We start from the raw sequence: 23332 nt of genomic DNA, 5'->3' as shown, positions 1-23332 counted from the left end.
GGCGTCCTGGCCGGTCCTGGCCTGACCGGTCCCGGCCGGCCTCGACCGGTCCTGGCCTGGCCGGTATGTCAGGGCGTCCTGGCCGGTCCTGGCCGGTCCGTCAGGGCGCGATGTCGCCGGGGAGCCGCTGAGTCGTCCGCGGCACTGGCACCCCCTTCGGCGCCACCAGGCTCTGCGCGTCGGCCGGCACGCGCGAGCCCGCGCCCGAGGTCGCCCAAGCGAACGCCTCCGCGCCACCGACGAACGGCACCCGGGCCCCCGAGTGCGCCAGGTCGAGCGTGAGCGTGGGCCTGCTCGCCGGCGGGTCGATGAGACCGTTGTCGGTGCCCGCGACGATCAGCGCGAGCCGGTGCCCGGCCGGTACGACATGATCGGTCGCGGCCAGGTCCAGGGTGATGGTGTACGGCTTTCCGGGCGTCAGCGGCACTCCCTTGCGGGCGTTCGCGTAGGTCCCGAGGTCGGCCCAGCCGCGGCTGAAGACGGTGAAGCCGACCGCGGTCCTGTCCGCGGAGGTCGTCAGATAGCAGGAGCTGTCCCCGGCCGTGCTCGCGCCCCAGCAGGTGCGGTCGGTGCCGGTGAGGATGCCTTCGCCCGGCCCCGCGTAGTTGCGGATCGTGTCGGGCCCGAGGTCGACGAGGACCGCGGAGAGATGGGCGCTGCTCGTGGTCGGTGTCGCGGTGACGGTCACCTTGGACGACCCGGACACGCGCAGGTCCCTGGTGAGCGGCTTGGTGGTGAAACCGGCCTTGTCGGGTGTCGACTTGTCGATGTCAGCGGCCCAACCTGTCTCGTCGAGCGCGGGGTTGTCGGTGAAGGAGGCGGTCTGCGCCGCCGGGGCCCGGCCGAGCGAGAGTGCTCCGACGCCCGCAACGGGGCCGTTGACGGGATGCACGGTGGTCGCCGCGGTGCCCGACGGGGGCCACACCCGGTCGGTTGTCCACTGGTCGGGGTGGCGCTCGATGTCGGCCATCGGCTGCCGCTCGACGCCGTTGTCGTAGCCGAGCAGGTAGTGGTCGAACCACTGGTGGAGCACCGGCACCCAGTCGGCGCGCCGGTAGTCGAACGGGTCGACGTGACCGGTCTGCGACAGCCAGATCTTCCGCTCGACCCCGTTCGCGGCGAGCGCGTCCCACCACTGGCCGAAGTTCTTGGTGCGGACGTTGAGGTCCTGCATGCCGTGGACGACGAAGACGCTGGCCTTGACGTGGTCGGCGCGCAGCACGTAGTCCCGGTCGGTCCACAGCTTGGTCCAGTCGCCGCTGCGGGGCGAGCCGGCGATGATCTTCTGCTGGACCGCGGCGCAGTGCGCCTGCGCGTCCGGGCTCTCCACGGCGTCCGCCAGGTCGGCGGGGCCGCCGTCGTACAGCGGGGCACCCTGGGCGAAGTAGTAGTCGTACCAGGAGGAGATCGAGCTGATCGGCACGATGGTCTTGAGGCCCTCGACGCCGGTCGCGGCGACACCGTTGGCGATGGTGCCGTCCCAGCTCTTGCCGATCATGCCGGTGCGGCCGTTGGTCCAGCCGGCTGTGGCGCGCACGCCGCCCGTACGGGTCGTGTAGGCGCGGGCCCGGCCGTTCAGCCAGTCGACGACCGCCTTGGCGGACAGGATGTCGGAGCGCCCGCCGACGTCGACACAGCCGTCCGAGCGGTTGGTTCCGGCCAGGTCCACGCCGACGAAGGCGTAGCCGCGCGGCACGAAGTAGTTGTCGTAGAACAGCGGCATCTGCACGACGTCGCCGTTGGCGTCGTAGGTCTTGAGCTGGCTCTCGTTGCCGCGCCCGCAGCAGGAGTAGTAGGGGCTCGCGTCCATGATGACCGGTACCTTGCGGCCCTGTTGGGCGGGCCCGCGCGGGCGGACGATGTCGACCGCGACTCGGTCGTCCCTGCCGTCCCCGTCGGCGTCCAGACCGGTGTCGACCCAGACCGCCTCGCGGATCGCGTTCTCGTACGAATAGACGGGTTGGCTCTCCTTGGCGCGGGCGGCCTGGGCTCCCGTGGGCGCGAGGAGCACCGCCGCCAGCGCGGCCACGGCCGCGAGGACGAGGGCTCTCAACGGCCTGCCGGGACTGTGCGTCCCGCGGAACCGGGATGACCTCGACGATCTGGACCTGGGGCGGGTGAACCGCGCGCGTATCGGCATGGGCGGAAGGTACTCCGGTCAACTCCCGCGCAAAAGGGGGCAGTAGAGGGCGGTCGAGGGCCGCGAAGCGGCCCGGAGCGGGCGGGACGGCGCTGGTCGAGGATGTCGGCCGAATGGCGATCGTGTGACAGCAGGGGCCATGGACATGACCGGGGCGGCACGGGCTGAATAAGGTCCGAAGAGATCGTTCACCCTCGTGCACCCCACGACGACACTGACGACTTGGAGCTTTTGTGCACCGCAAAATCATCGCCCCGAGCGTGCTCGCCGCCTCCCTGCTGCTGGTGATCCCGGCGTCGGCCGCGGACTTCACTCCGGGCGCCCCGGGCATCGGCGACCCCTACTACCCGGCCAGCGGCAACGGCGGCTACGACGTCTCGCACTACGACCTGAAACTCAAGTACCAGCCCGCCACCGACCTGTTGGAGGGCACGGCCACCCTGCTGGCCACCACCAAGCAGGATCTCTCCCGCTTCAATCTGGACTTCGGTCTCGCCGTCAGCGAGGTACGGGTCAACGGTACGAAGGCGACGTTCACCACGTCCGGCAGCCACGAGCTGGAGATCACCCCGGCGACACCGTTGCCCAAGGGGAAGTCCATCACCGTGGTGGTGAAGTACGCGGGCAAGCCGTCGGAGTTGAAGGTCGACGGCTGGACGGCGTGGCAGCGCACGCCGGACGGCGGCGTGGCGGCACAGGAGCCCGACTCGGCCGTGTGGTGGTTCCCGTCCAACGACCACCCGCTGGACAAGGCCACGTACGACGTGTCGGTGAAGGTGCCCGACGGCACCCAGGCCATCAGCAACGGCGTGCTGCAGGGCCAGAGTTCGAAGATCGGCTGGACGACGTACAACTGGCGCTCCAACAAACCGCAGGCCTCCTACCTGGCCACGCTCGCGGTGGGCAAGTTCGACATCACCACCGACAAGACCGCGAGCGGCCTCCCGGTCATCAACGCGTACAGCAAGGACCTCGGCGACAACGACGGCGCCGTGCGCGCCAGCATCGAGCGCACCAAGGACGTGACGGAGTGGCTTGAGAGCGTTTTCGGGCCGTACCCCTTCAATGCGGTCGGCGGGTACGCCCCCAACGTGCCGAGCCACTTCGCGCTCGAAACGCAGACCCGTCCGTTCTACAGCCCCGTCCAGTTCGCCAAGGGCGCCAACGTCTCGGTGGTCGTGCACGAGCTGGCGCACCAGTGGTACGGCGACAGCGTCTCCGTCAAGGGCTGGAAGGACATCTGGGACAACGAGGGCTTCGCGTCCTATGCCCAGTGGCTGTGGTCGGAGAAGGAGGGCGACGGCACCGCGCAGGAGCTCGCGGACTGGGTCTACTCCCAGCACCCCGCGGACGACCCCTTCTGGCAGGTCAAGCCGGGTGACCCGGGCCCGGACAACCAGTTCGACGGGGCGGTCTACGACCGGGGTGCGCTCGCCATCCAGGCGTTGCGCAACACGGTCGGCGACGCGTCGTTCTTCACGATCCTCAAGGGGTGGCCGGCCGAGCACGCCTACGGCAACGCGGCCGTCGGCGACTTCGTCAAGTACGCCGAGAAGGTCTCGGGCAAGCCGCTCGCGGAGCTCTTCGACACCTGGCTCTTCCAGCCCGGCAAGCCATCCAACTCGGCTGCGGCAAAAGCCCGGTTGGGCGCCCGTGCCGGGGTCACGAAGGCACCGACCGCACCGTCGGCGCAGCCGGTCAACCCAGGCGGGTCCGTGACACCGGTCGAACCGAAGTCGTGGAAGAAAATCGTGGAGTCGCATGCGGGGGGCGCTCAGCGCTGAGGCCGGGGGCGAACTCGACGGCGGGGCAGCGGCGGGGCGATGGTGGGGGGATGACGGGGCGAGAGAGCGCTCTCGGCGGCGAATCCGTACCCGATACGCTGCCGGGCGACGCGGTGCCGCTCAGCGGGCGTTGGCGTGCGCGGCCACAAGTCGCACACGCCGCGTCGCACCACCGGGCGCCGCCGTCGCTCCGCTACCTCTCGCCGATGAGGAGAACTCGCCGTGACCGAGCAGTACTTCGGGACGCGCCCCACGCTCGAAGCCGTCGCGGCACTCGCGGGCGTCTCCCGGGCCACCGCATCCCGCGTCGTCAACGGTGGTACGGGGGTACGCCCGCCCCTCGTCGACAAGGTGCGCCAAGCCGTCGAAGAGCTGGGCTACATCCCCAATCCGGCGGCCCGCTCCCTGGTCACCCGGCGGACCGGCGCGGTCGCGGTGATCGTCGCCGAGCCGGAGACGCGGTTCTTCTCCGACCCGTTCTTCTCCCAGCAGATCCGCGGCATCGGCAAGGAACTCACCGCCCACGACACCCAGTTGGTGCTGCTGCTCGTCGAGGACGCGGACGACTACGGCAGGGTGTCGCGCTATCTCGCGGGCGGCCATGTCGACGGGGCGCTCGCCTTCTCACTGCACGACGACGACCCGCTGCCCGGAATCACCCGCGGAGCGGGCGTCCTCACGGTCTTCGGCGGCCGGCCGGGCTTCCCCACGAAGGTTCCCTACGTCGACGCCGACAACCGGGGCGGCGCGCGCGAGGCCGTACGCCATCTTCTCTCCATCGGCCGCAAGCACATCGCGCACATCGCGGGCCCGCTGGACCAGACCGCTTCGACGGACCGACTCGCCGGATACCGCGACATGCTCCCCGAAGCGGATCCGTCACTGGTCGCCGAGGGCGCCTTCACCTCCGAGAGCGGGGCGGCGGCGATGACCCGACTGCTGCTGCGGCGGCCCGACTTGGACGCCGTGTTCGCGGCCAACGACCTGATGGCCTCGGGTGCGCTGCGGGTGCTGCGGGAAAGCGGCAGACGCGTGCCGCACGACGTCGCACTGGTCGGCTTCGACGACATGGCATCGGTCGCCGAGGCCACCGACCCACCGCTGACGACCGTACGTCAGGAGATCGAGGAGATGGGCCGCCTGATGGCACGGCTGCTGCTGCGCGGACTCGACCAGGGCGGCGCCGAAGTGGCCCCGCCCGCCTCGGTGATCACCCCCACGGCACTGGTCCGACGCGCGTCGGCCTGAGCCCCGCTGGAGGCCGGCAGGGCGCGCCGAGTCCGGAGGAGCCGCCGAGAGCGCTCCCGGCCACCGCGCCGAGCGCGCGCCTGAACCCTGCTCGCGCCCAGCGGGCAAACGACCTCCGACTACCGCGCCGAGCGCCTGAACTCGGCTCGCGCCCGGCGCGCGAGCGGCAGGTAGCGCAGCCGCTCCGGCAGTACGGGCCCGACCAGGCGGACCACCCGGCCCAGGCGGCGCAGCTTCCGCTCCTGCTCGTCCGTCCACTCCAGGCCGATCGCCTCGCGCGCGTCCGGCGGCATGAAACCGATGGTGACGAATCGGCGGAAGCGCGCGAAGGGCGGCAGCAGTACGGGCCAGAGCGCTTTCAGGAGCAGCCGCAGCGGCAACGGCCCGCGGTCGGGCGCCGGAACGGCGACGTCGACGGCCAGGAGCTCCTCCACCACGGCGTTGGACCGGATCTCGTCCGCGAGGACCTTGCGGTAGTAGGGCCAGAACTCCTCGATCGTTCCCGGCATGTCCCGGTCGTGGACGCCCAGGATCCGGCCGACCTGCAGCCACTCGGCATACAGCGTGCGGTGCTCGGCGTCGGTGAAGGGCCGCCGACCGATGTACTGCTGGGCATGGGCGTAGACGGGGTAGCCGGTCGCGTGCACCCACGCGTAGTAGGCGGGGGTCAACGCGTGGTAGCGCCGCCCGGTGGCGTCCGTGCCCTGGATCATCTTGTGGAGTTCCCTGAGCCGGCGCCCCTCCTCCGCGGCCTGGTCGCCGCCGTAGACCCAGAGCTGGAGGGACCGGAGAGACCGCTCTCCGCGCCCCCAGGGATCGGTACGGAACACCGAGTGTTCGTCCACGCCGGCACCGACCGCGGGATGCGCGACCTGCAAGGTGAGCGCGGCGGGCAGCGCGAGAAGCATCCTGATGTCTCCGGCGAGACTCCACAGCACGCCCCCGGGAGGTGGCGGCGCGGGCGCGGCGTCGCGACGACTCATCGCTGGGCTCCCTGGGGCTGGCGGATCGGGTGCTGATGCCCTGTTTCCAGGGATTCCAGTATGCGGTCGGTGAGCGGCGCGGGGTGCCGGGTGCGCTGGTGCCGGGTGCCGGGTGCGCTGGTGCCGGGTGCCGGGTGCCGGGTGCCGGGTGCGCAGGGTATGCCGGGTGCACAGGGGGCCGGGTGCGCAGGGTATGCCGGGTGCACAGGGGGCCGGGTGCGCAGGGTATGCCGGGTGCACAGGGGGCCGTCCCCCTCCGACCTCGCGCGTCTGCCGGGCGGCCGTTCTCGCGCAGTTCCCCGCGCCCCTGGCGGGGTCGGCGCCGGCCCGCATCCGCATAGCCGGCCCGTCCGGCGTTTGAGGACGAGCGCCGTTCAGGCGCGAACGGGGTGTGGGGCGGAGCCCCAGGAGCCCCGCCGGAGCCTTCGTACTCCTGATCGTACGACAGGGGAAAGTCTGTGGACGCAGGGAGGTTACCTCTAGGTAACCGCAGCTGCTTTGATGTGCGCGCCGGTCCAATCCCCACGCCAGCCACAGGAGTTCACGTGCCGCAATCCTCGCTCCGCCGGGTCCCCGGGGCAGCACTCGCCGCCGCGCTCGCCACCGTCACCGCCCTGACGGCCACGCCCGCCACCGCGGCGGCGGCGACCGCACCTCCCCACCTCAAGGTGCTGACGTACAACACGTTCCTAATGAGCCAGAGCCTCTATCCGAACTGGGGCCAGGACCACCGGGCCCAGGCGATCCCCGCAGCGCCGTTCTTCCAGGGCAACGACGTCGTGGTGCTGCAGGAGGCGTTCGACAACTCCGCCTCGGACGCGCTGAAGCGGAACGCCTCGGCCCAGTACCCGTACCAGACGCCCGTCGTCGGCCGGAGCAAGGACGGCTGGGACGCCACCGGCGGCTCGTACTCCTCGACCACGCCCGAGGACGGCGGCGTCACCCTCCTCAGCAAGTGGCCGATCCTGCACAAGGAGCAGTTCATCTACAAGGATGCCTGCGGCTCCGACTGGTGGTCCAACAAGGGCTTCATCTACGCCGTGTTGGACGTGAACGGCACCAAGGTCCACGTCGTCGGCACCCACACCCAGTCGACGGACTCGGGATGCGGCTCGGGTGAGGCGGTCAAGGACCGCGCCCTGCAGTTCAAGGCGATCAAGTCGTTCCTCGACGCCAAGCACATCCCAGCGAGCGAAGAAGTCATGGTCGCGGGCGACTTCAACGTCGATTCCCACGGTTCCGAGTACGCCTCCATGCTCGCCAACGGCAACCTGGTCGGCGCGGACTCGCGCACCGGCCACGCCTACTCCTTCGACACCGCCGAGAACTCGATCGCACGCTTCCGCTACCCCACGGACCCGAGCGAGGACCTGGACTACGTACTCCACGTCGCGGGCCACGCCCGCCCGTCCGACTGGAACAACGACGTGGTGCAGGAGTCCACCGCGCCCTGGACGGTGAGCAGTTGGGGCACCGATTACACCTACACCAACCTCAGCGACCACTACCCCCTCCAGGCGGGACGGACCCCGTAAGGGCGGAGCACCTATGGCCGGATCAGAACCTGCTTTCAGAAACGTGTTCTAGATCTGGCTATCGTGCGCGACAGGCCGCCCCGCGTTCTCTTCACGCGTGGCCGGCCGCTACCAGTCGGCGGTTGTACGGGGGAGGCGTCCAGTGAAGCTCTACGTTCATCGAATACGGACCGGCGGGGGTACCTGGTGAAGGCCGACCGGGACCCCTGCGGAGCCCGGCGCGGGCTGCTGCGCGTCAAGGCCGTGCTGGCCGCGGCCGCAAGCGCCCTCCTCCTGCTCGGCGCGCCCGCGGCGCACGCCGCACACACCGCCGCCCCCGCCCCCGCGCCCCCGGTCCTTGCCGACGGGTTCGGCCTGACCCAGGTCGGTACCGCGACCGGGAGCGCGACCAACTTCGTCATCACGGTCAAGACGGCCGAGGTGGCACAGGAGCACCACATCCGGATTCTGCTGCCCGCCGGCTACGCCGACGAGCCCACCCAGCGGTATCCGGTGTTCTACTTCCTGCACGGCGCGTCCGACGACCCGGCCAATCCCTTTGTGGCCTATCCCGCCCTCACCCGGTCCACTGCGATGATCACGGTCATTCCTGACGGCGGGCTCAGGGGCTGGTACACCAACTGGCTCGACCAGAACACCGCCGCCGGGGCGCAGAACTGGGAGAACTTCCACATCAACCAGGTGATCCCGTTCATCGACGCCAACCTGCGCACCCTGGCGAGCAGGCAGACCCGCGCCGTCGGCGGGCTCTCCATGGGCGGCTTCGGCGCCCTGCACTACGCCCAGCGGCATCCCGATCTGTTCGGTCAGGTCGCCACCTTCTCCGGCGCCGACGACCTGTCGGTGGACCACATGGTGATGCGTGGAGCCGTGGTGGCCACCCTCACCAATGCCGGCGCCCCGCTATGCGGCAACGCTGCCACCACCGTCAACGCTGCGGACACGGGCACCGCCGCCAACGCCGTCAACGCCGTCAACGCCGTCAACGCCTCCTGTTCCCTCACCTTCGGCCCCACGGTGTCGAGCGATGCCATCTTCGGCACGCCCTACCCGGTGTTCGACGCCGACTGGCGCTGGAACGAGGCGGACCCCTCCGCCCACATGGCCGCGCTGGCCGGAACGGGCATCGCGATCTACACGGGCAACGGCAACAGCGACCCCTCCGCCATGGAGTTCTGGGTCGAGTCGGCCGCCCAGCATGCCAAGGACCATCTGGACGCACTCAAACTGCCGTACGACTACGTCGATTACGGCAACGGATCCACCTGGGGCGCCGCCTGCCACGGCGGCCATGAGAGCGGTTGCTGGGCCCAGGACCTCGTGGACTACGTGCCCCGCCTCGAAGCGGCGTTCGCCGCCGCCACTCGCTGAGCCACGCGCAAGAGAACCACTCGCTGAGACACGGCACCAAAAGCCCTCTTTCTCCAGCACCTGGAGCGGTTCGACCAGTGTCAACAACAGCGTCACGGTGCCCGTTCCGGCCAAGAACTACGGCTGGGTGCGCAGGCCTTCTCTGTGACCAACCAGACCGGCTGGTCCAATACGATCGGCGACAGACGCTGTCGGTGCTGGCCAGGAAGGTCACCGGTACGTGGACGTTCGACACCCACGGCTTTCCCTGGACCGCCGAGGACACCGTCACCGTTCCTCTGAAGGACGACCCCAGCGGCGGCGCGACGATGTACATCGCGAACACCAGCCCGTCGTTCTCCTCCTGCACCTGACCCACCCCTGAGTTCCACCCAGGCCGCACCCGAGCCGGCCCTTCCGCCAACCCCCGTGCGAAAAAAGCATTACTGATCGGCCCTCAGCCCGTGCCGGCCACCAGTGCCTCGCCGAGCGGGGTACGCCGGTAGAGCACCGACCGTCCGGACCTGGCGCGGACGAGCAGTCCCGCGCCTCGCAGGATGGCGAGGTGGTCCCCTACCGCACCGGGCGCCATGGCGAGGCTTCGGGCGAGGTGGCTGGTACTGGCCGGGGCGTCCAGCGCCAACAGCAGCCGAGCTCGGGCCCGGCCTACCAGGGCGGGCAGCGCGTCAAGTTGGGGGGTGGTCTCCTGTTCGCCCCACAGGGCGGCGGTGCCGCGGGCGCCATAGATCAGAGTCCGGGGCCATGGGTCTTCCGTGTGGGCGGCAATATTCCTGACAAAGACTGAAGGGATCAGCAGGAGCCCGTCGCCGGCCAGGCGCACTGTTCCGACCTGGGGGAAGTGCCCGATCTCGATGCCGCCGGCTTGCCAGGTGATGCTCGGGTGCAGGCCCTTGATGGCCGTGATCCATCCGTGTTCGCCGATCACCCCCACCCGGTGCACGACGTCACGCTCACAGATCGCGCGCAATTGCGGCCAGTCCGGGGCAAGCAGTTCGTGCCATGCCCGGTCCATCGCCTCCGCGATCCTGGAGACGGCGTCCGTCGAGTCCAGCACCGCGCGCACGTGGGGATCGCGGGCGGACGGGCCGAGCGCGGTGGTGGCAAATTCGCGGCGGGCCGCTTCCAGCGGTGTGGCCCGGATCACGGCCAGGTCGTCCGCCCAGGACTGGTTGAGGCCGCGCGGGGGCGGAGCGACGAAGTTCGGTCCGCCGTGCGAGCTGTGCAGGGCGAGGGCGGCGTCCAGTTCGCTCTCGCGGCGAAGCCGTTCAAAGGCCGGCAGGAGCCGGGTGGCCGTGGCTCGCGGCAGCGGCCTGTCTCGGCCGGCGAGCGAGGCCAGCAGGAAGCACAGGTCCATCGCGGGCGACAGTGCGAAGCGGCTGCGCAGCAGGTCATCGACGGAGACTTCGAAGCGCAACACCCGGCCATGTTAACGCCGGACGTCTGCCTTGATTCGTCCAGCGACGAATCATTGGTGAGTGGTGTGGGCGCACGGCGAGGCTGCGCGTCATGACCGCAACCACCGAGCCCGCACAGGACAACCACCGGGCCACTTACCGGGAGGTGCTGGCCGAGCCGCGTTTCCGGCTGCTCTTCTCAACCCGCACCGTCGCGATCACTGCGGACGCGCTGCGAATCACCACGTTCTCGGTGCTGGTCTTCTCGGCCACCGGCTCCGCGCTGCTGAGCGCACTGGCCTTCGGCATCGGCTTCATCCCGCAGCTGTTCGGCTCCCTGCTGCTGGGCTCACTGGCCGACCGACTGCCGCCCCGCGCGCTCATCACCGGCGGGTACGCCTTGACGTGCGCCACCGCCCTGCTGCTCGCACTGGTGCGGATGCCGAGCGCGGCAAGCCTCGGTGTCGTGGCGCTGGTCTCTCTCGCCACACCGGTGTTCCACGGCGCGTCAAGTCGGCTGGTCGCTCAGTCGCTGGAGGGCGATGCCTACGTACTGGGCCGGTCACTGAACAACATCGCCGGCGCCGGCGCGCAACTGTGCGGGCTGGCGCTGGGAGGTGCGGCCGTCGCGGCACTCGGCCCACGCCGGGCACTCGCGGTAAGCGCCGCCCTCTACCTCGGCTGCGCGCTCGCCATCCGCATCCGGCTACCCCGGCTGCAGCCCGGAGAGTTCGGCGGCACACCTGGCAGCGCTCGGGGCGACAGCGGGGCCGTCCGCGCAAGCCTGCAGGGTGCAGGCCTGCTGCTGCGCGGACGCACAGTGCGACGACTCATGCTGGCCCAGTGGCTACCCGTCGCTCTCGTAGCGGGCGCGGAAGGCCTCATCGTTGCCTACGCGGGAGAACACCAATTCGCGCCCGGCTGGTACGCGGCGCTGATGGGCTGTCTTCCGGTCGGCATGCTTGTCGGTGATCTGCTGGTAGGTCGACTGCTACGGCCACGCACCCGGGAGCGACTGGTAGTCCCGTTGGTTGCGCTGGCGGGGCTGCCTCTGATCGGCTTTGCTGCCGAGCCCGGGGTCGGCGTCTCGTCCTGTCTGCTGTTGCTCAGCGGCCTCGGATACGCCTACGGTCTCGGCCTGCAACGCCCGTTCCTGGACGCCCTGCCGCAGGACGGCCAAGGTCAGGCCTTCGGCTTGCTCGGCTCCGGCGGCATGACGCTACAGGGCGTCGGACCGGTTTGCTTGGGCGCGTTGACCGCAGGCATGGGAACAGGCGGCGCAATCGCCCTGGCAGGCGGCGCCGTAGTACTTGCCGCCGGCTGGATTCTCACCTGGCACCCGGCCGCGTCGCCACTCCCCGCCCCCCACCTGACAAGCAGTACCGAGCTCATTGTGTAAGGAGTTCTCAGCTGTTCCCGGAGCGTCGCTGCTGATGCCGTCTCTCCCACGAGTGGAACGTCCGGCCCTCTGGCGAGCGAGGCGGCAGAAGCATGACAGACGTCGTACGGAGCACCCATCCGGGGCAGCACGGCCTTCCCTGCAGTCGGCACCGATCACCGCAGTTGTTCGTGACTCTGGCCGAGTTGATCGCTCGCTGATGCCGGTTCGCCAACTGTCGCGACCGTCCGCCCTATCGCGAACGGTCACAACGGCCGGGCTTTCGCGTCGGGCGGGAATGCCTCACCTTGAGCAGTGGTGGTGAGACAGCAATACTGTTGCACCGGATCGGCCGCGCACGGGTGGGCCGGAACACCGTTGGCCGGGAACACCGGGGAAGCGAGGCACTGCCATGGCGACGGAGACCGAGGAGCCGACACTCACGGTCGACGAGCTGGCCGCGCGGGCCGGTGTCACCGTCCGCACCATCCGCTTCTACAGCACCCGGGGGCTTCTGCCGCCGCCCGTGATCGGACCGCGCCGCGTCGGGCACTACGGGCCGGCCCATCTGTCCCGGCTCGCGCTGATCGAGGAGTTGCAGCACCACGGGATGACGCTGGCCGCCATCGAACGCTACCTCCAGCAGCTGCCGGCCGATCTGAGCGCCCACGACCTGGCCATTCACCGGGCGGTGGTCGCCTCCTGGGCGCCCGACACGGCGGACGACGCGAGCCTCGCCGATCTGGAGCGGCGGGCCGGACGGCCGCTGTCCGCCACCGACATCGACCGGCTCGCCGCGATGAACGTCCTGGAACGGATCCCGGGCTCCGCCGACACCTTCCGTGTCGACCCGGGGCTGCTCGCGCTGGGTGTTCAGCTCCTGGACGTGCCGATCGCGCACGAGACGATCCTGGCGGCCCGTACGGTGCTGATGGAGCACACCCGCTCGGCCGCGCACGAGCTGACCCGGCTCTTCCGTGACGAGGTCTGGAACCCTTATCGCGAGCGGGAGTCGGACCCCGATCACGTCGAGGCGATGAAATCGCTCTCGGCCCATATGCAGCCGATGGTGCTCCAGGCTCTGGTGACCGCGTTCCAACGCTCCCTCAAGGAAGAACTGAGAGCCGCGTTCGGCACAGCGGCCCACCAGGACAACCACCCGGACGAGTAGCTCCACCACGCGCGCAACCGCTCGCCCCGAGCGCCCCACAGGGACGCGGCAAGCCACCAGACGCCCGCAACCACTCCACCCCGAGCGCCCCCAGGGGCGCGGGGAACTGCGCGTCCAGCCACCCACGGCGGGCACCCGAAGACCGGGCCCCTGGGGCCCCGCCCGAAACCCCGGTCACACCTGAACGGCGCTTACTCTCAAACGCCGGACGGGCTGAAGATCCGCATGCCGCCCGGCACCACGCAGCCGGACACGCTGAAGATCTCCACGCAGCCGGACGAGCTGAGGATCTCCACACCGCCCCGCACCGCGCAGCCGGACCAGCTGAAGAGACCAACGCCGCCCGGCACCGAGTAGTCAGGGGCGCGGGGAACTGCGCGCAGCCGCCTCCGCCGCGCCCAGCACGGACCACCGCACCCCCCAACTCCCGCGGAGCGCCTACGCGTCGCCGAACGTTTCGCCCCGCTCCGCCTTCTCCACCAGCAGCGCCGGCGGCTGGAAGCGCTCTCCGTAGCGTTCGGCCAGCTCGCGGGCGCGGGCCACGAAGCCGGGCAGGCCGCCTTCGTACCCGTTGATGTACTGGATGACGCCGCCCGTCCAGGCGGGGAAGCCGATGCCCATGATCGAGCCGATGTTGGCGTCGGCGACCGAGGTGAGGACGCCCTCCTCGAAGAGCCGCACCGTGTCCAGGGACTCCGAGAAGAGCATCCGCTCCTTCATGTCCTCGAACGGGATCGCGTGCTCCGCCCCCGCCCGCGTGAAGTGCTCGCGCAGACCGGGCCAGAGCTTGCCCCGCTTACCGTCGTCGCCGTAGTCGTAGAAGCCGGCGCCGCCGCTGCGTCCGGTGCGGCCGAACTCGTCGACCATACGGTCGATGACCGCGTCCGAGGGGTGGCCGGGCCAGACGCCGCCCGCCTCCTCGACCGCCCGCTTCGTCTCGTTGCGGATCTTGCGGGGCAGCGTCAGGGTCAGCTCGTCCATCAGGGAGAGGACCTTGGCCGGGTAGCCTGCCTGGCCCGCCGCCTGCTCGATGGAGGCGGGCTCGATGCCCTCGCCGACCATCGCGACGCCCTCGTTGATGAACTGGCCGATCACCCGGGAGGTGAAGAACCCGCGCGAGTCGTTCACGACGATCGGCGTCTTCTTGATCTGGCGTACGAGGTCGAAGGCGCGGGCCAGGGCCTCGTCGCCGGTGCGCTCGCCCTTGATGATCTCCACCAGCGGCATCTTGTCGACGGGCGAGAAGAAATGCAGCCCGATGAAGTCCGCCTGCCGCGCGACGCCTTCGGCGAGACCGGTGATCGGCAGCGTCGAGGTGTTGGAGCAGAGCAGCGCGTCGGGCTCGACGATGTCCTGGATCTCCTGGAACACCTTGTGCTTGAGAGCGGTGTCCTCGAAGACCGCCTCGATGACGGCGTCGCAGCCCGCCAGCGCCTGCGGGTCGGCGGCCGGCGTGATCCGGGCGAGCAGCGCGTCCCGCTCGGTCTCGGTCGTACGTCCCCGTGAGAGCGCTTTCGCGAGCAGCTTCTCGGAGTACGCCTTGCCCTTCTGGGCCGCTTCGAGCGACACGTCCTTGAGGACGACCTCGATGCCGGCCCGGGCACAGGAGTACGCGATGCCCGCGCCCATCATGCCCGCGCCGAGGACCGCGACCTTGCGGACTCGGCGCGGCTCGATGCCCTGGGGGCGGCTGACGCCGGAGTTGACGGCCTGGAGGTCGAAGAAGAACGCCTGGATCATGTTCTTCGAGGTCTGCCCGGTGACCAGCTCGGTGAAGTACCGGGCCTCGATGGTGAGAGCGCTCTCGAAGTCGACCTGGGAGCCCTCGACGGCCGCCGCCAGGATGTTGCGCGGCGCCGGGTAGGGCGCGCCCTGGAGCTGCTTCTTGAGGTTGGCGGGGAACGCCGGCAGGTTGGCGGCGAAGCGGGGGTTGGACGGCGTACCGCCCGGGATCTTGTAGCCCTTGACGTCCCACGGCTGGTGGGACTCGGGGTGGGCGTCGATGAACGCGTGTGCCTTGGCGATCATCTCCTCGGGCGTGGCGGCGATCTCGTGGACGAGAGCGTTCTCAAGGGCGCGCCGCGGGGAGTACTGGGTGCCCTGGAGCAGCACCTTGAGCAGGGCGTCGGCGATGCCCATGAGGCGTACGGTGCGGGTCACGCCGCCGCCCGCGGGGAGCAGACCGAGCGTGACCTCGGGCAGGCCGATCTTGGAGCCGGGCGCGTCGAGCGCGATGCGGTGGTGGGCGGCGAGAGCGATCTCGTAACCGCCGCCCAGGGCCGCGCCGTTGATGGCGGCGACGACCGGTTTGCCGAGGGTTTCGATGCGGCGCAGCGAGTTCTTGATGGCGGTGCCGGTGTCGAAGGCCTGCTGGGCGAGGTCGGGGCCGACCTGGATCATGTCCTTGAGGTCGCCGCCCGCGAAGAAGGTTTTCTTGGCGGAGGTGTAGATGATGCCGCGGATGGAGTCCTTCTCGGCTTCCGCGCGGTCCGCGATGGCCGCGATGGAGTCCTTGAAGGCCTGGTTCATCGTGTTGGCGGACTGGTCGGGGTCGTCGAGTACGAGGGTGACGACGCCGGTCTCGTCCTGTTCCCAGCGGATGGTCGTGCTCTTCGTCATTGCTTCAGATCTCCGTGTGAGGTGTGCCGGGACGGGACGGGCGGTCAGACACGCTCGACGATGGTGGCGACGCCCATGCCGCCGCCGACGCAGAGGGTGGCGAGCCCATAGCGCAGGTCGCGGCGTTCCAGCTCGTCGACGAGGGTGCCGAGGATCATCGCGCCGGTCGCGCCGAGCGGGTGGCCCATGGCGATGGCGCCGCCGTTGACGTTGACCTTGTCGAGGCTGAGGCCCATGTCGTCGACGAAGCGGAGCACGACTGCGGCGAACGCCTCGTTGATCTCGACGAGGTCGATGTCGTCGATGGTCAGACCGGCCTTGGCGAGCGCCTTGCGGGAGGCGGGCGCCGGTCCCGTCAGCATGATGGTGGGCTCGGATCCGGAGACCGCGGCGGAGACGATGCGTGCCCGCGGTGTCATGCCGTAGCGCTCTCCGACCTCGCGGGAGCCGACGGCGACGAGGGCCGAACCGTCCACGATGCCGGAGGAGTTGCCCGCGTGGTGGACGTGGTCGATCTCCTCGACCCAGTGGTACTTCTGCAGCGCGACGGCGTCGAAGCCGCCCATGTCGCCGATGCCGGCGAACGACGGCTTGAGAGCGGCGAGGGAGTCGGCGGTGGTGCCGGGGCGCATGTGCTCGTCGTGGTCGAGCACGACGAGGCCGTTGCGGTCCTTGACGGGGACGACGGAGCGGGCGAAGCGGCCGTCTTTCCATGCCTCGGCGGCGCGCTCCTGGGAGAGCGCGGCGTACTCGTCGACGTCGCGCCGGGTGAAGCGTCCCATGGTGGCGATGAGGTCGGCGCCGATGCCCTGGGGGACGAAGTTGGTGGAGAAGTTGGTCATGGGGTCGGCGAACCAGGCGCCGCCGTCGGAGGCCATCGGGACGCGCGACATCGACTCGACGCCGCCGGCGAGCACCAGATCCTCCCATCCCGAACGGATCTTCATGGCGGCCAGGTTGACGGCTTCGAGGCCGGAGGCACAGAAGCGGTTCTCCTGGACGCCGGCCACCGTGTCGGGCAGTCCGGCGGCGATCGCCGCGATGCGGGCGATGTCGGAGCCCTGGTCGCCGACGGGGCCGACGACGCCGAGCACGATGTCGTCGATGGCGGCCGGGTCGAGGCCCGGGAAGCGCGTGCGCAGTTCGTGGATCAGGCCGACGACGAGGTCGATCGGCTTGGTGCCGTGCAGGGCGCCGTTGGCCTTGCCGCGGCCGCGCGGGGTGCGGATCGCGTCGTATACGTACGCTTCGGTGCTCAACGTCGGGCCTTTCGGATGAGGGTGGTTCGGGGAGGCGGGAACGCGTGAGACTGCGCTTGGGGACGGCTGAGAGCGCGATCAGCCGAGCAGGGAACGGCCGATGATTTCCTTCATGATCTCGGTGGTGCCGCCGTAGATCGTCTGGATGCGGCCGTCCGTGAAGGCTTTGGCGACCCGGTACTCGGTCATGTAGCCGTAGCCGCCGTGGAGTTGGAGACAGCGGTCGGCGACGCGCTTTTGCAGTTCGGTCGCCCACCACTTGGCCATCGAGGCGTGCACGGCGTCGAGCTCGCCGTTGGAGTGGTCGACGATGCAGCGGTCGAGGAAGGTCCGGGTGACGGCGCACTCGGTGGCCATCTCGGCGATCTCGAACCGGATGTGCTGAAGCTTGGAGAGCGGCCGGCCGAAGGCCTCGCGCTCCTTGACGTAGGTCGTGGTGATCTCCAGGAGGTGTTCCGCCGCGGCGATTCCGGCGACCGCGATGCCCATCCGCTCCTGGGCGAGGTTGGTCATGAGGTGGATGAAGGCACCGTCGAGTTCGCCGAGGAGATTGTCCTTCGGGACGCGTACGTCATGGAAGAACAGCTCGGCCGTGTCCTGCGACTTCTGGCCGATCTTGTCGAGGTTGCGGCCGCGTTCGAACCCTTCGGCGCCGCGCTCCACCACGATGAGGGAGAGGCCCTTGGCGCCGCCGTCGGGGGTGGTCTTGGCGACCACGACGACCAGGTCGGCGAGGATGCCGTTGGAGATGAACGTCTTGGAGCCGTTGAGCAGCCAGTGATCGCCCCGGTCCTCGGCGGTGGTGCGGATGCCCTGGAGGTCGGAGCCCGCCCCGGGTTCCGTCATGGCGATCGCGGTGATCAGCGAGCCGTCGCAGAACCCGGGCAGCCAGCGGCGCTTCTGGTCCTCGGTGGCGAGCCCGGTCAGATACGGGCCGATGATGTCGTTGTGCAGGCCGAGCGCGAGCCCGGCGGCCCCGGCGCGGGTGAACTCCTCGGCGAGGACGGCGCTGTAGCGGAAGTCGGCCTGGCCGCCGCCCCCGTACTCCTCGGGCACGGCGAGCCCGAGCAGCCCCTGCCGGCCCGCCGCGAGCCACGCCTCGCGCGAGACGATGCCGTCCTTCTCCCACTGTTCGTAGTGCGGCAGGACCTCCTTGGCGAGGAAGGTGCGGACGGTCTCGCGGAACGCCTCGTGCTCGGCACTGAAGATCTGCCGTTTCAACTCAAGCCTCCTGTACGGGAGTTGGTGCCGGGACGGCCGTGAGCGCCGGCAGGTCCCAGTCGCGGGCGACGTCGGCGGTGTGGGCGCCGGGCAGGGCGGGGGGCCGCCGGATGGAGCCGGGGGTGGCGGAGAAGCGGGGTGCGGGCGCGGGCTGGGTGGCCCCGTCGTGGGTGGTGAAGGTGGCGCGGGCCGCCAGATGGGGGTGGTGCGGGGCCTCCTTCAGGGAGAGCACGGGCGCGACACAGGCGTCCGAGCCCTCGAAGACGGCGGTCCACTCCTCACGGGTCCTGGTGCGGAAGCGTTCCTCGATGGTGGTGCGCAGCTCGGCCCAGCGGGCGAGGTCCTTGCGGGCGGGTGCCTCGTCGTCGATGCCGAGGACGCGGACGAACTCGTCGTAGAACCGCTCCTCCAGGGCGCCGACCGCCATGTACTGGCCGTCGGAGGTCTCGTACGTGCCGTAGAAGGGGCAGCCGCCGTCGAGGAGGTTGGCGCCGCGCCGGTCCTGCCAGCCACCGGCCGCCAGCATGGCGTGGATCATCGTGGTGAGGTGGGCGGTGCCGTCGACGATCGCCGCGTCGACGACCTGGCCCGCTCCCCCGCGCCGCGCGTGCTGGAGCGCGGCGAGCACACCGATGACGAGGTAGAGCGAGCCTCCGGCGTAGTCGCCGACGAGGTTGGCCGGGACGACCGGCGCGCCGTCGGCGGCGCCGATCATGCCGAGGGTGCCGGTGATCGCGATGTACGCGATGTCGTGTCCGGCACGCTGGGCGAGCGGCCCGTCCTGGCCCCAGCCGGTCATCCGGCCGTAGACGAGGCCGGGGTTGCGGCCCAGGCACTCCTCGGGACCGACCCCGAGCCGCTCGGCGACGCCCGGCCGGTAGCCCTCGATGAGGATGTCGGCGCGCTCCACGAGGTCGAGGACGAGGCCGGGGCCGCCGGGCGCTTTGAGGTCGATGAGCACGGAGCGTTTGTTGCGGTTGGTGAGGTCGTGCGCCGGGTCGACGCCGAGGCCCGCGCCGCCCGGCCGGTCCACGCGCACCACGTCGGCGCCGAGGTCGGCGAGGAGCATGGCGGCGAACGGGCCGGGCCCGATGCCCGCCAGCTCGACCACACGCACCCCGGTGAGCGGGCCGGTTCCTGTCGCTGCCATCAAGTCCCCATCGCCGCCGTCAAGTCCCCATCGCCGCTGTCACGTTCCCTCGCTGCCGTCACGTTCCCTCGTCGCCGCCAAATCCACAGCACTGTGACACAACTGATGTAACACCAACGATGCTAAGAACACGTTCCACTCCGCACAACCCCCCATGAGCAACCGCTCAGCATGCCGGGCCGAGGGTGCGGAGCCGCTTGCCCCGATACGCCGGTTCTGCCCGGCGCTCCCCTCGTGCGAAGGTCGCCGCGGGAGCAGGCCCGGGTGCCTGGACCGGGCGCCGCACGCTAGCCTCACAACCCGGCATCGGCCGACGGCGTCACCAGGCAGCAGAAGTGCGGAGGCACAGGTGGAACCCACGAAGCGGCAATACGACATCGTGCTGTTCGGCGCGACGGGTTTCGTGGGGGCGCTGACCGCCCAGTACCTCGCGGTCCACGCGCCCGACGAGTGCCGATGGGCGATCGCCGGCCGCAACCGCACCAAGCTGGAGCGGCTGCGCGAACGGCTCACGGAGCTCAATCCCGCCTGCGCCACGCTGCCGCTGGTCACCGCCGACGCCACCAGCACCGGCTCGCTGCGTGCGCTCGCCGAGTCGACGCGCGTCCTCGCCACCACCGTCGGCCCCTACGTCTGGTACGGCGAGGGCCTGGTCGAGGCGTGTGCCGAGGCGGGCACCGACTACCTAGATCTGACTGGGGAACCGGAGTTCGTCGACACGATGTACGTCCGGCACGACGCGCGGGCCCGTGAGCGGGGCGCCCGTCTGGTGCACGCCTGCGGCTTCGACTCGGTGCCGCACGACCTCGGAGTCCAGTTCACCGTGGACCAGCTCCCCACCGGAGTTCCGCTGCGCGTCGACGGCTTCGTACGGACCAACGCGTCCTTCTCCGGCGGCACGCTCGCCTCCGCGCTGACCGCGCTCGGCCGTGGCGCGCAGACCGCGCGGGCCGCGCGCGAGCGGCGCCTGCACGAGCCGCGGCTCGCGGGGCGGCGCGCCCGCGCCCAGTTCGGCGCGCCCCACTTCAGCAAGGAGACCGGTGTCTGGGCGCTGCCCATGCCGACCATCGACCCTCAGGTCATCGCCCGCTCGGCGGCGGCCGACGACCGGTACGGACCGGACTTCCGCTACCGGCACTTCGCCGCGGTCAAGCACCTTCCGGTCGCCATCGGCGGGGTCGCCGCGGTGGGCGCCGTCGCCGTCGCCACCCAACTCCCGCCCGCCCGCGCATGGTTGATGAGCCGTTACGAGGCGGGGCAGGGCCCGGACGAGGCGCGCCGGCGGCGCAGCTGGTTCACGGTGCGCTTCGTCGGCGAGGGCGGCGGCCGCCGGGTCTTCACGGAGGTGGCCGGAGGAGACCCGGGCTACGACGAGACGGCGAAGATCCTCGCCGAGGGTGCGCTCTGCCTCGCCTTCGACGAACTCCCCGAGCGTGCGGGCCAGTTGACGCCCGCGACCGCGATGGGCCCGGCCCTCACCGGGCGGCTGCGGGCCGCCGGGATGCGGTTCCGGGTCGCGGACACGCGCTGACCGCGCCGGGCCCGGGATGCGGTTCCGGGTCGCGGACACGCGCTGACCGCGCCGGGCCCGCGTCCCGGACGCGCGCCGACCGCGCCGGGCCTCACGAGTCAGATGCGTCCGACGAGGCCGACGAGTCCGACTGGGCTTGTTGCAGGGCCCGTTGGGCGTCCTTGAGGGCTTGACGGCACAGCGAGTCGGCGTGCCGCGTGGTCTCGGGGAGCCGGTAGCGCCGCGCGAGCGCGAGGGTGTGGGCGACGGCGCCGTCGAGGCTCACGCGGTGGCCGACCGAGACGAAGACCGGCTTGGTCGCGTCCTGGGTGCGCAGGGCGCGGCCGACCTCCGCGCCATCGTCGGCGACGAGCGGCGAGCTGTCGCCCCGGCGGGGCCCGGGCGGCTCGTAGGTGAAGGTGAACGGGTTCTTCGCGACGCCGATGACGGGGAGCCCGGTGAGGACGCCGAGGTGGCTCGCCAGGCCGAACCGGCGCGGGTGGGCGAGCCCGTAACCGTCGCAAACGACCGTCCCGGGTCCGGAGTCGAGCCGTTCGAGGGCCGCGAGCACGGTGGGGATCTCACGGAAGGCGAGCAGCCCGGGAACGTAGGGGAAGGCCACCCGGCCGACGGCGGTGGCCTCTTCGACCACGTCCAGGGTCTCGGCGTCGAGCACCACGGCGGCCGCGACGACGAGGTCGTGTTCGTCGTCGTACGCCACATCCACCCCGGTGACGAGCCCGCTGCCCGGTGGCGGCCCCGGCTCGTCGCGTACGACCTGTCCGCGCAGCTCGTCCTGGACGGCGAGCGCGGCCGCCTCGTCTCCCGGCCAGCCGCGCGGAACCCCCGTAATGATCTCCATGCCGCCACCCTAGGCGCTCCGCCGACGGTGCGGATGTGCGGCCCCGGGTCGCTTCGGGCACCCCGCGCCGTTGCGTACTCGCGGGCACCCTCGGACCACGACAGGCCGCCGAGTAGCCTGGCGATCATGTTCGTACTCGAGTTGACATACACCGTCCCGCTGGACCACGTCGACGCGCTGCTCGACCAGCACGTCGTCTGGCTGAACGAGCAGTACGCCGCGGGCGTCTTCATCGCATCCGGTCGCAAGGAGCCCCGCGACGGCGGAGTCATCCTGGCCGTCGGGGACGACCGCGCCGCGATGGAACAGCTCGTGGCGAGCGACCCGTTCCTGGTCAACGGCGCGTGCACCTACCGGATCACCGAGTTCCTCGCGACCATGGTGGCGCCGCAACTCGCGCCGTACCGGCAGACGTTGCCGAGCTAGTCGGCCAGGCGCGCCACCCGGCCCTGCTCCCCCGCGGCCCAGCACGCCCCGTCGGCGGCGCAGTCGACGGTGTCGTACGAGCCGGTGTCCACGGTCCGCCAGGTGCGGCCACCGTCCCGGGTGATGTCGGTGCCCGTCGGTCCCACGGCGAGCGCGGCCGAGCGCGAGTGCGCGAGCCAGGCGACGCCCGAGCGGTAGCCGGCCACCGGTGTCGTCGCTCCGCGCCAGCGTCGGCCGCCGTCGCCGGTGACCGACGCGGCCTTCGGCGACGGCTGCCCCGCGCGGTAGTCGCCGCCGACCGCGATGCCGTGCGTACGGTCGCGGAAGGCGAGGCCGAACACCCCGCGGGCCGGGTCGCCGGCCGGGATGCCCGACTCGGCCGCCGTCCAGGTGAGCCCGCGGTCGGCGGAGTGCAGGACCCGGCCGGTCGCGCCACCGCCCGTGGCGAGCCAGACGTCCCTGGGCCCCGAGGCCACCAGACACTGGCCGCTGGCGGCGAACCCGGCCTCCCCCGGCTGCGCGGCCGGCATGCCCGCGCTGGGCAGGACCGTCCAGGAACGGCCGCCGTCCGCGGTGGACAGGATGCGGTACTTGCCGTCGACGGGATCGCTCATCGCCACTCCGTGGCGCGGGTCGAAGAACGTCAGGCAGTCGTAGAACGCCTTCGGGTCGGTGTTGCGGAACGACTCACTCCAGCTGGCTCCGCCGTCCTCGGTGCGATAGACGCGGGACGCCTCGCCCTCACCGATCGCCAGCACCACGGCGCGCCGCCCGTCGAAGGCCTCCACGTCCCGGAACTCCAGAGCGCCCGCTCCGGGCGGCGAGACGTTCTGCCACGTACGGCCGCCGTCCGCGGTCCGCAGGACCGTGCCCTTGGTGCCGGCGACCCACGCGGTCGACCTGCCGACCGCGGCGAGCCCGCGGAAACGGGCATCGCTCCCGGTGTCCCTCACCTGCCACGTGGGCGTGGAGTGTCCGTGCGCCTGGGCCGGTACCGTCAGCGCCGCCACCATCGCCACCCCGCCGAGCCCCGCCGCCAGCATGCGTCGCGTTTTCCCCATGGACCTCATGGCGTCGGAAGCTAGCCGAGCCCACCCCACCCGTCCAGAGTGCCTAAGCCACCGGTCCCGGGCGCCCGGGCAAGCTGCCGTACGCAGGTCACGCCGAGCGCCACCTCGCCCACGTCCCCGCCGGCGCTCGACGACGATCAAATGCGATCAACGGCGGTGATTGACGCGCCGGTCGACGCCGGCCAGGGGAAGAATTGAGCCGTACGAGACA

The 23332-nt window shown here is 70.9% G+C and carries 19 protein-coding genes; 10 read left to right on the top strand and 9 right to left on the bottom strand.

All coding sequences use genetic code 11. From position 1 onward, the window contains the following. Nucleotides 1–100: 100 nt before the first annotated feature. On the bottom strand, nt 101–2140 hold the full coding sequence (locus AB0D31_RS12780; RefSeq protein WP_362720965.1) for a Xaa-Pro dipeptidyl-peptidase: 2040 nt from the start codon (nt 2138–2140) through the stop codon (nt 101–103). A 233-nt stretch (nt 2141–2373) separates the two neighbouring features. Between AB0D31_RS12780 and AB0D31_RS12775 the strand changes: the two genes are divergently transcribed. Together AB0D31_RS12775 and AB0D31_RS12770 are read left to right on the top strand one after the other, a co-directional pair. Beyond that, nucleotides 2374–3924, top strand: coding sequence for a M1 family metallopeptidase (locus AB0D31_RS12775; protein WP_362720962.1), 1551 nt, complete (start codon nt 2374–2376; stop codon nt 3922–3924). A gap of 222 nt (nt 3925–4146) precedes the next feature. Beyond that, nucleotides 4147–5172, top strand: coding sequence for a LacI family DNA-binding transcriptional regulator (locus tag AB0D31_RS12770; protein ID WP_362720959.1), 1026 nt, complete (start codon nt 4147–4149; stop codon nt 5170–5172). A 119-nt stretch (nt 5173–5291) separates the two neighbouring features. Here the strand turns inward: AB0D31_RS12770 and AB0D31_RS12765 are convergent, their stop codons facing one another. Then, nucleotides 5292–6155: an oxygenase MpaB family protein gene (locus AB0D31_RS12765; protein WP_362720956.1), complete on the bottom strand. Its 864-nt coding sequence runs from the start codon at nt 6153–6155 to the stop codon at nt 5292–5294. Nucleotides 6156–6700: 545 nt separating this feature from the next. On the opposite strand from AB0D31_RS12765, the gene sph reads away from it, so the two are divergent. The 3 genes from sph (at nt 6701) to AB0D31_RS12750 (ending at nt 9414) form a co-directional block, all read left to right on the top strand. Beyond that, the gene (gene sph / locus AB0D31_RS12760; protein WP_362720954.1) at nt 6701–7690 is read left to right on the top strand and encodes a sphingomyelin phosphodiesterase; all 990 of its coding nucleotides are present in this window, start codon (nt 6701–6703) and stop codon (nt 7688–7690) included. A 186-nt stretch (nt 7691–7876) separates the two neighbouring features. Further along, nucleotides 7877–9061: an alpha/beta hydrolase-fold protein gene (locus AB0D31_RS12755; RefSeq protein ID WP_362720952.1), complete on the top strand. Its 1185-nt coding sequence runs from the start codon at nt 7877–7879 to the stop codon at nt 9059–9061. 194 nt (nt 9062–9255) lie between these two features. After that, entirely contained in the window at nt 9256–9414 is a 159-nt protein-coding gene (locus AB0D31_RS12750; RefSeq protein ID WP_362720950.1) for a hypothetical protein, read from the top strand. 83 nt (nt 9415–9497) lie between these two features. Here AB0D31_RS12750 and AB0D31_RS12745 read toward each other — a convergent pair whose 3' ends face one another. Then, nucleotides 9498–10478, bottom strand: coding sequence for a winged helix-turn-helix domain-containing protein (locus AB0D31_RS12745; RefSeq protein ID WP_362720947.1), 981 nt, complete (start codon nt 10476–10478; stop codon nt 9498–9500). An 89-nt stretch (nt 10479–10567) separates the two neighbouring features. Here AB0D31_RS12745 and AB0D31_RS12740 point away from each other — a divergent pair, with 89 nt between their 5' ends. The 3 genes from AB0D31_RS12740 to AB0D31_RS12730 all read left to right on the top strand — a co-directional run bounded on the left by AB0D31_RS12740 (nt 10568) and on the right by AB0D31_RS12730 (nt 13361). Next, nucleotides 10568–11854 carry an MFS transporter gene (locus AB0D31_RS12740; RefSeq protein ID WP_362720944.1) on the top strand — a complete coding sequence of 429 codons (1287 nt, stop codon included), beginning with the start codon at nt 10568–10570 and terminating at the stop codon, nt 11852–11854. Between the two features lie 391 nt (nt 11855–12245). Further along, nucleotides 12246–13004, top strand: coding sequence for a MerR family transcriptional regulator (locus tag AB0D31_RS12735; protein WP_362720941.1), 759 nt, complete (start codon nt 12246–12248; stop codon nt 13002–13004). 225 nt (nt 13005–13229) lie between these two features. Continuing rightward, on the top strand, nt 13230–13361 hold the full coding sequence (locus AB0D31_RS12730; protein WP_362720939.1) for a hypothetical protein: 132 nt from the start codon (nt 13230–13232) through the stop codon (nt 13359–13361). A gap of 81 nt (nt 13362–13442) precedes the next feature. On the opposite strand, the gene AB0D31_RS12725 is transcribed toward AB0D31_RS12730, so the two are convergent. From AB0D31_RS12725 to AB0D31_RS12710, 4 genes are all read right to left on the bottom strand, one after another. Continuing rightward, nucleotides 13443–15623 (bottom strand): 3-hydroxyacyl-CoA dehydrogenase NAD-binding domain-containing protein, encoded by a 2181-nt coding sequence (locus AB0D31_RS12725; protein WP_362720936.1) that lies wholly within the window; start codon nt 15621–15623, stop codon nt 13443–13445. A 44-nt stretch (nt 15624–15667) separates the two neighbouring features. Beyond that, nucleotides 15668–16882 carry an acetyl-CoA C-acetyltransferase gene (locus tag AB0D31_RS12720; RefSeq protein ID WP_362720934.1) on the bottom strand — a complete coding sequence of 405 codons (1215 nt, stop codon included), beginning with the start codon at nt 16880–16882 and terminating at the stop codon, nt 15668–15670. A gap of 78 nt (nt 16883–16960) precedes the next feature. Beyond that, on the bottom strand, nt 16961–18103 hold the full coding sequence (locus AB0D31_RS12715) for an acyl-CoA dehydrogenase family protein (protein WP_362720932.1): 1143 nt from the start codon (nt 18101–18103) through the stop codon (nt 16961–16963). Nucleotide 18104: 1 nt separating this feature from the next. Beyond that, nucleotides 18105–19253 carry a CaiB/BaiF CoA-transferase family protein gene (locus AB0D31_RS12710; protein WP_362720929.1) on the bottom strand — a complete coding sequence of 383 codons (1149 nt, stop codon included), beginning with the start codon at nt 19251–19253 and terminating at the stop codon, nt 18105–18107. 349 nt (nt 19254–19602) lie between these two features. Between AB0D31_RS12710 and AB0D31_RS12705 the strand changes: the two genes are divergently transcribed. Next, nucleotides 19603–20784 (top strand): saccharopine dehydrogenase NADP-binding domain-containing protein, encoded by a 1182-nt coding sequence (locus AB0D31_RS12705; RefSeq protein WP_362720926.1) that lies wholly within the window; start codon nt 19603–19605, stop codon nt 20782–20784. A 91-nt stretch (nt 20785–20875) separates the two neighbouring features. On the opposite strand, the gene AB0D31_RS12700 is transcribed toward AB0D31_RS12705, so the two are convergent. Next, nucleotides 20876–21625, bottom strand: coding sequence for an endonuclease V (locus tag AB0D31_RS12700; protein ID WP_362720923.1), 750 nt, complete (start codon nt 21623–21625; stop codon nt 20876–20878). A gap of 126 nt (nt 21626–21751) precedes the next feature. Here AB0D31_RS12700 and AB0D31_RS12695 point away from each other — a divergent pair, with 126 nt between their 5' ends. Then, entirely contained in the window at nt 21752–22051 is a 300-nt protein-coding gene (locus tag AB0D31_RS12695) for a YciI family protein (protein ID WP_362720920.1), read from the top strand. Here AB0D31_RS12695 and AB0D31_RS12690 read toward each other — a convergent pair. Then, entirely contained in the window at nt 22048–23121 is a 1074-nt protein-coding gene (locus tag AB0D31_RS12690; protein ID WP_362720918.1) for an oxidoreductase, read from the bottom strand. The genes AB0D31_RS12695 and AB0D31_RS12690 overlap by 4 nt on opposite strands. Nucleotides 23122–23332: the final 211 nt, after the last annotated feature.

It is taken from the genome of Streptomyces sp. NPDC048361 (genome assembly GCF_040651795.1).
In the GTDB taxonomy this organism is placed as follows: domain Bacteria; phylum Actinomycetota; class Actinomycetes; order Streptomycetales; family Streptomycetaceae; genus Streptomyces.
Note: the sequence above shows the minus strand (reverse complement) of the source record. Positions and strands in the feature narration are given on the sequence as shown.

What these genes read in the sequence shown, in the direction of transcription:
- AB0D31_RS12780 (WP_362720965.1), bottom strand. Translation starts at nt 2,140, where the DNA reads ATGCCGATACGCGCGCGGTTCACCCGCCCCAGGTCCAGATCGTCGAGG.
- AB0D31_RS12765 (WP_362720956.1), bottom strand. Translation starts at nt 6,155, where the DNA reads ATGAGTCGTCGCGACGCCGCGCCCGCGCCGCCACCTCCCGGGGGCGTG.
- AB0D31_RS12740 (WP_362720944.1), top strand. Translation starts at nt 10,568, where the DNA reads ATGACCGCAACCACCGAGCCCGCACAGGACAACCACCGGGCCACTTAC.
- AB0D31_RS12735 (WP_362720941.1), top strand. Translation starts at nt 12,246, where the DNA reads ATGGCGACGGAGACCGAGGAGCCGACACTCACGGTCGACGAGCTGGCC.
- AB0D31_RS12730 (WP_362720939.1), top strand. Translation starts at nt 13,230, where the DNA reads ATGCCGCCCGGCACCACGCAGCCGGACACGCTGAAGATCTCCACGCAG.
- AB0D31_RS12725 (WP_362720936.1), bottom strand. Translation starts at nt 15,623, where the DNA reads ATGACGAAGAGCACGACCATCCGCTGGGAACAGGACGAGACCGGCGTC.
- AB0D31_RS12710 (WP_362720929.1), bottom strand. Translation starts at nt 19,253, where the DNA reads ATGGCAGCGACAGGAACCGGCCCGCTCACCGGGGTGCGTGTGGTCGAG.
- AB0D31_RS12700 (WP_362720923.1), bottom strand. Translation starts at nt 21,625, where the DNA reads ATGGAGATCATTACGGGGGTTCCGCGCGGCTGGCCGGGAGACGAGGCG.
- AB0D31_RS12695 (WP_362720920.1), top strand. Translation starts at nt 21,752, where the DNA reads ATGTTCGTACTCGAGTTGACATACACCGTCCCGCTGGACCACGTCGAC.
- AB0D31_RS12690 (WP_362720918.1), bottom strand. Translation starts at nt 23,121, where the DNA reads ATGAGGTCCATGGGGAAAACGCGACGCATGCTGGCGGCGGGGCTCGGC.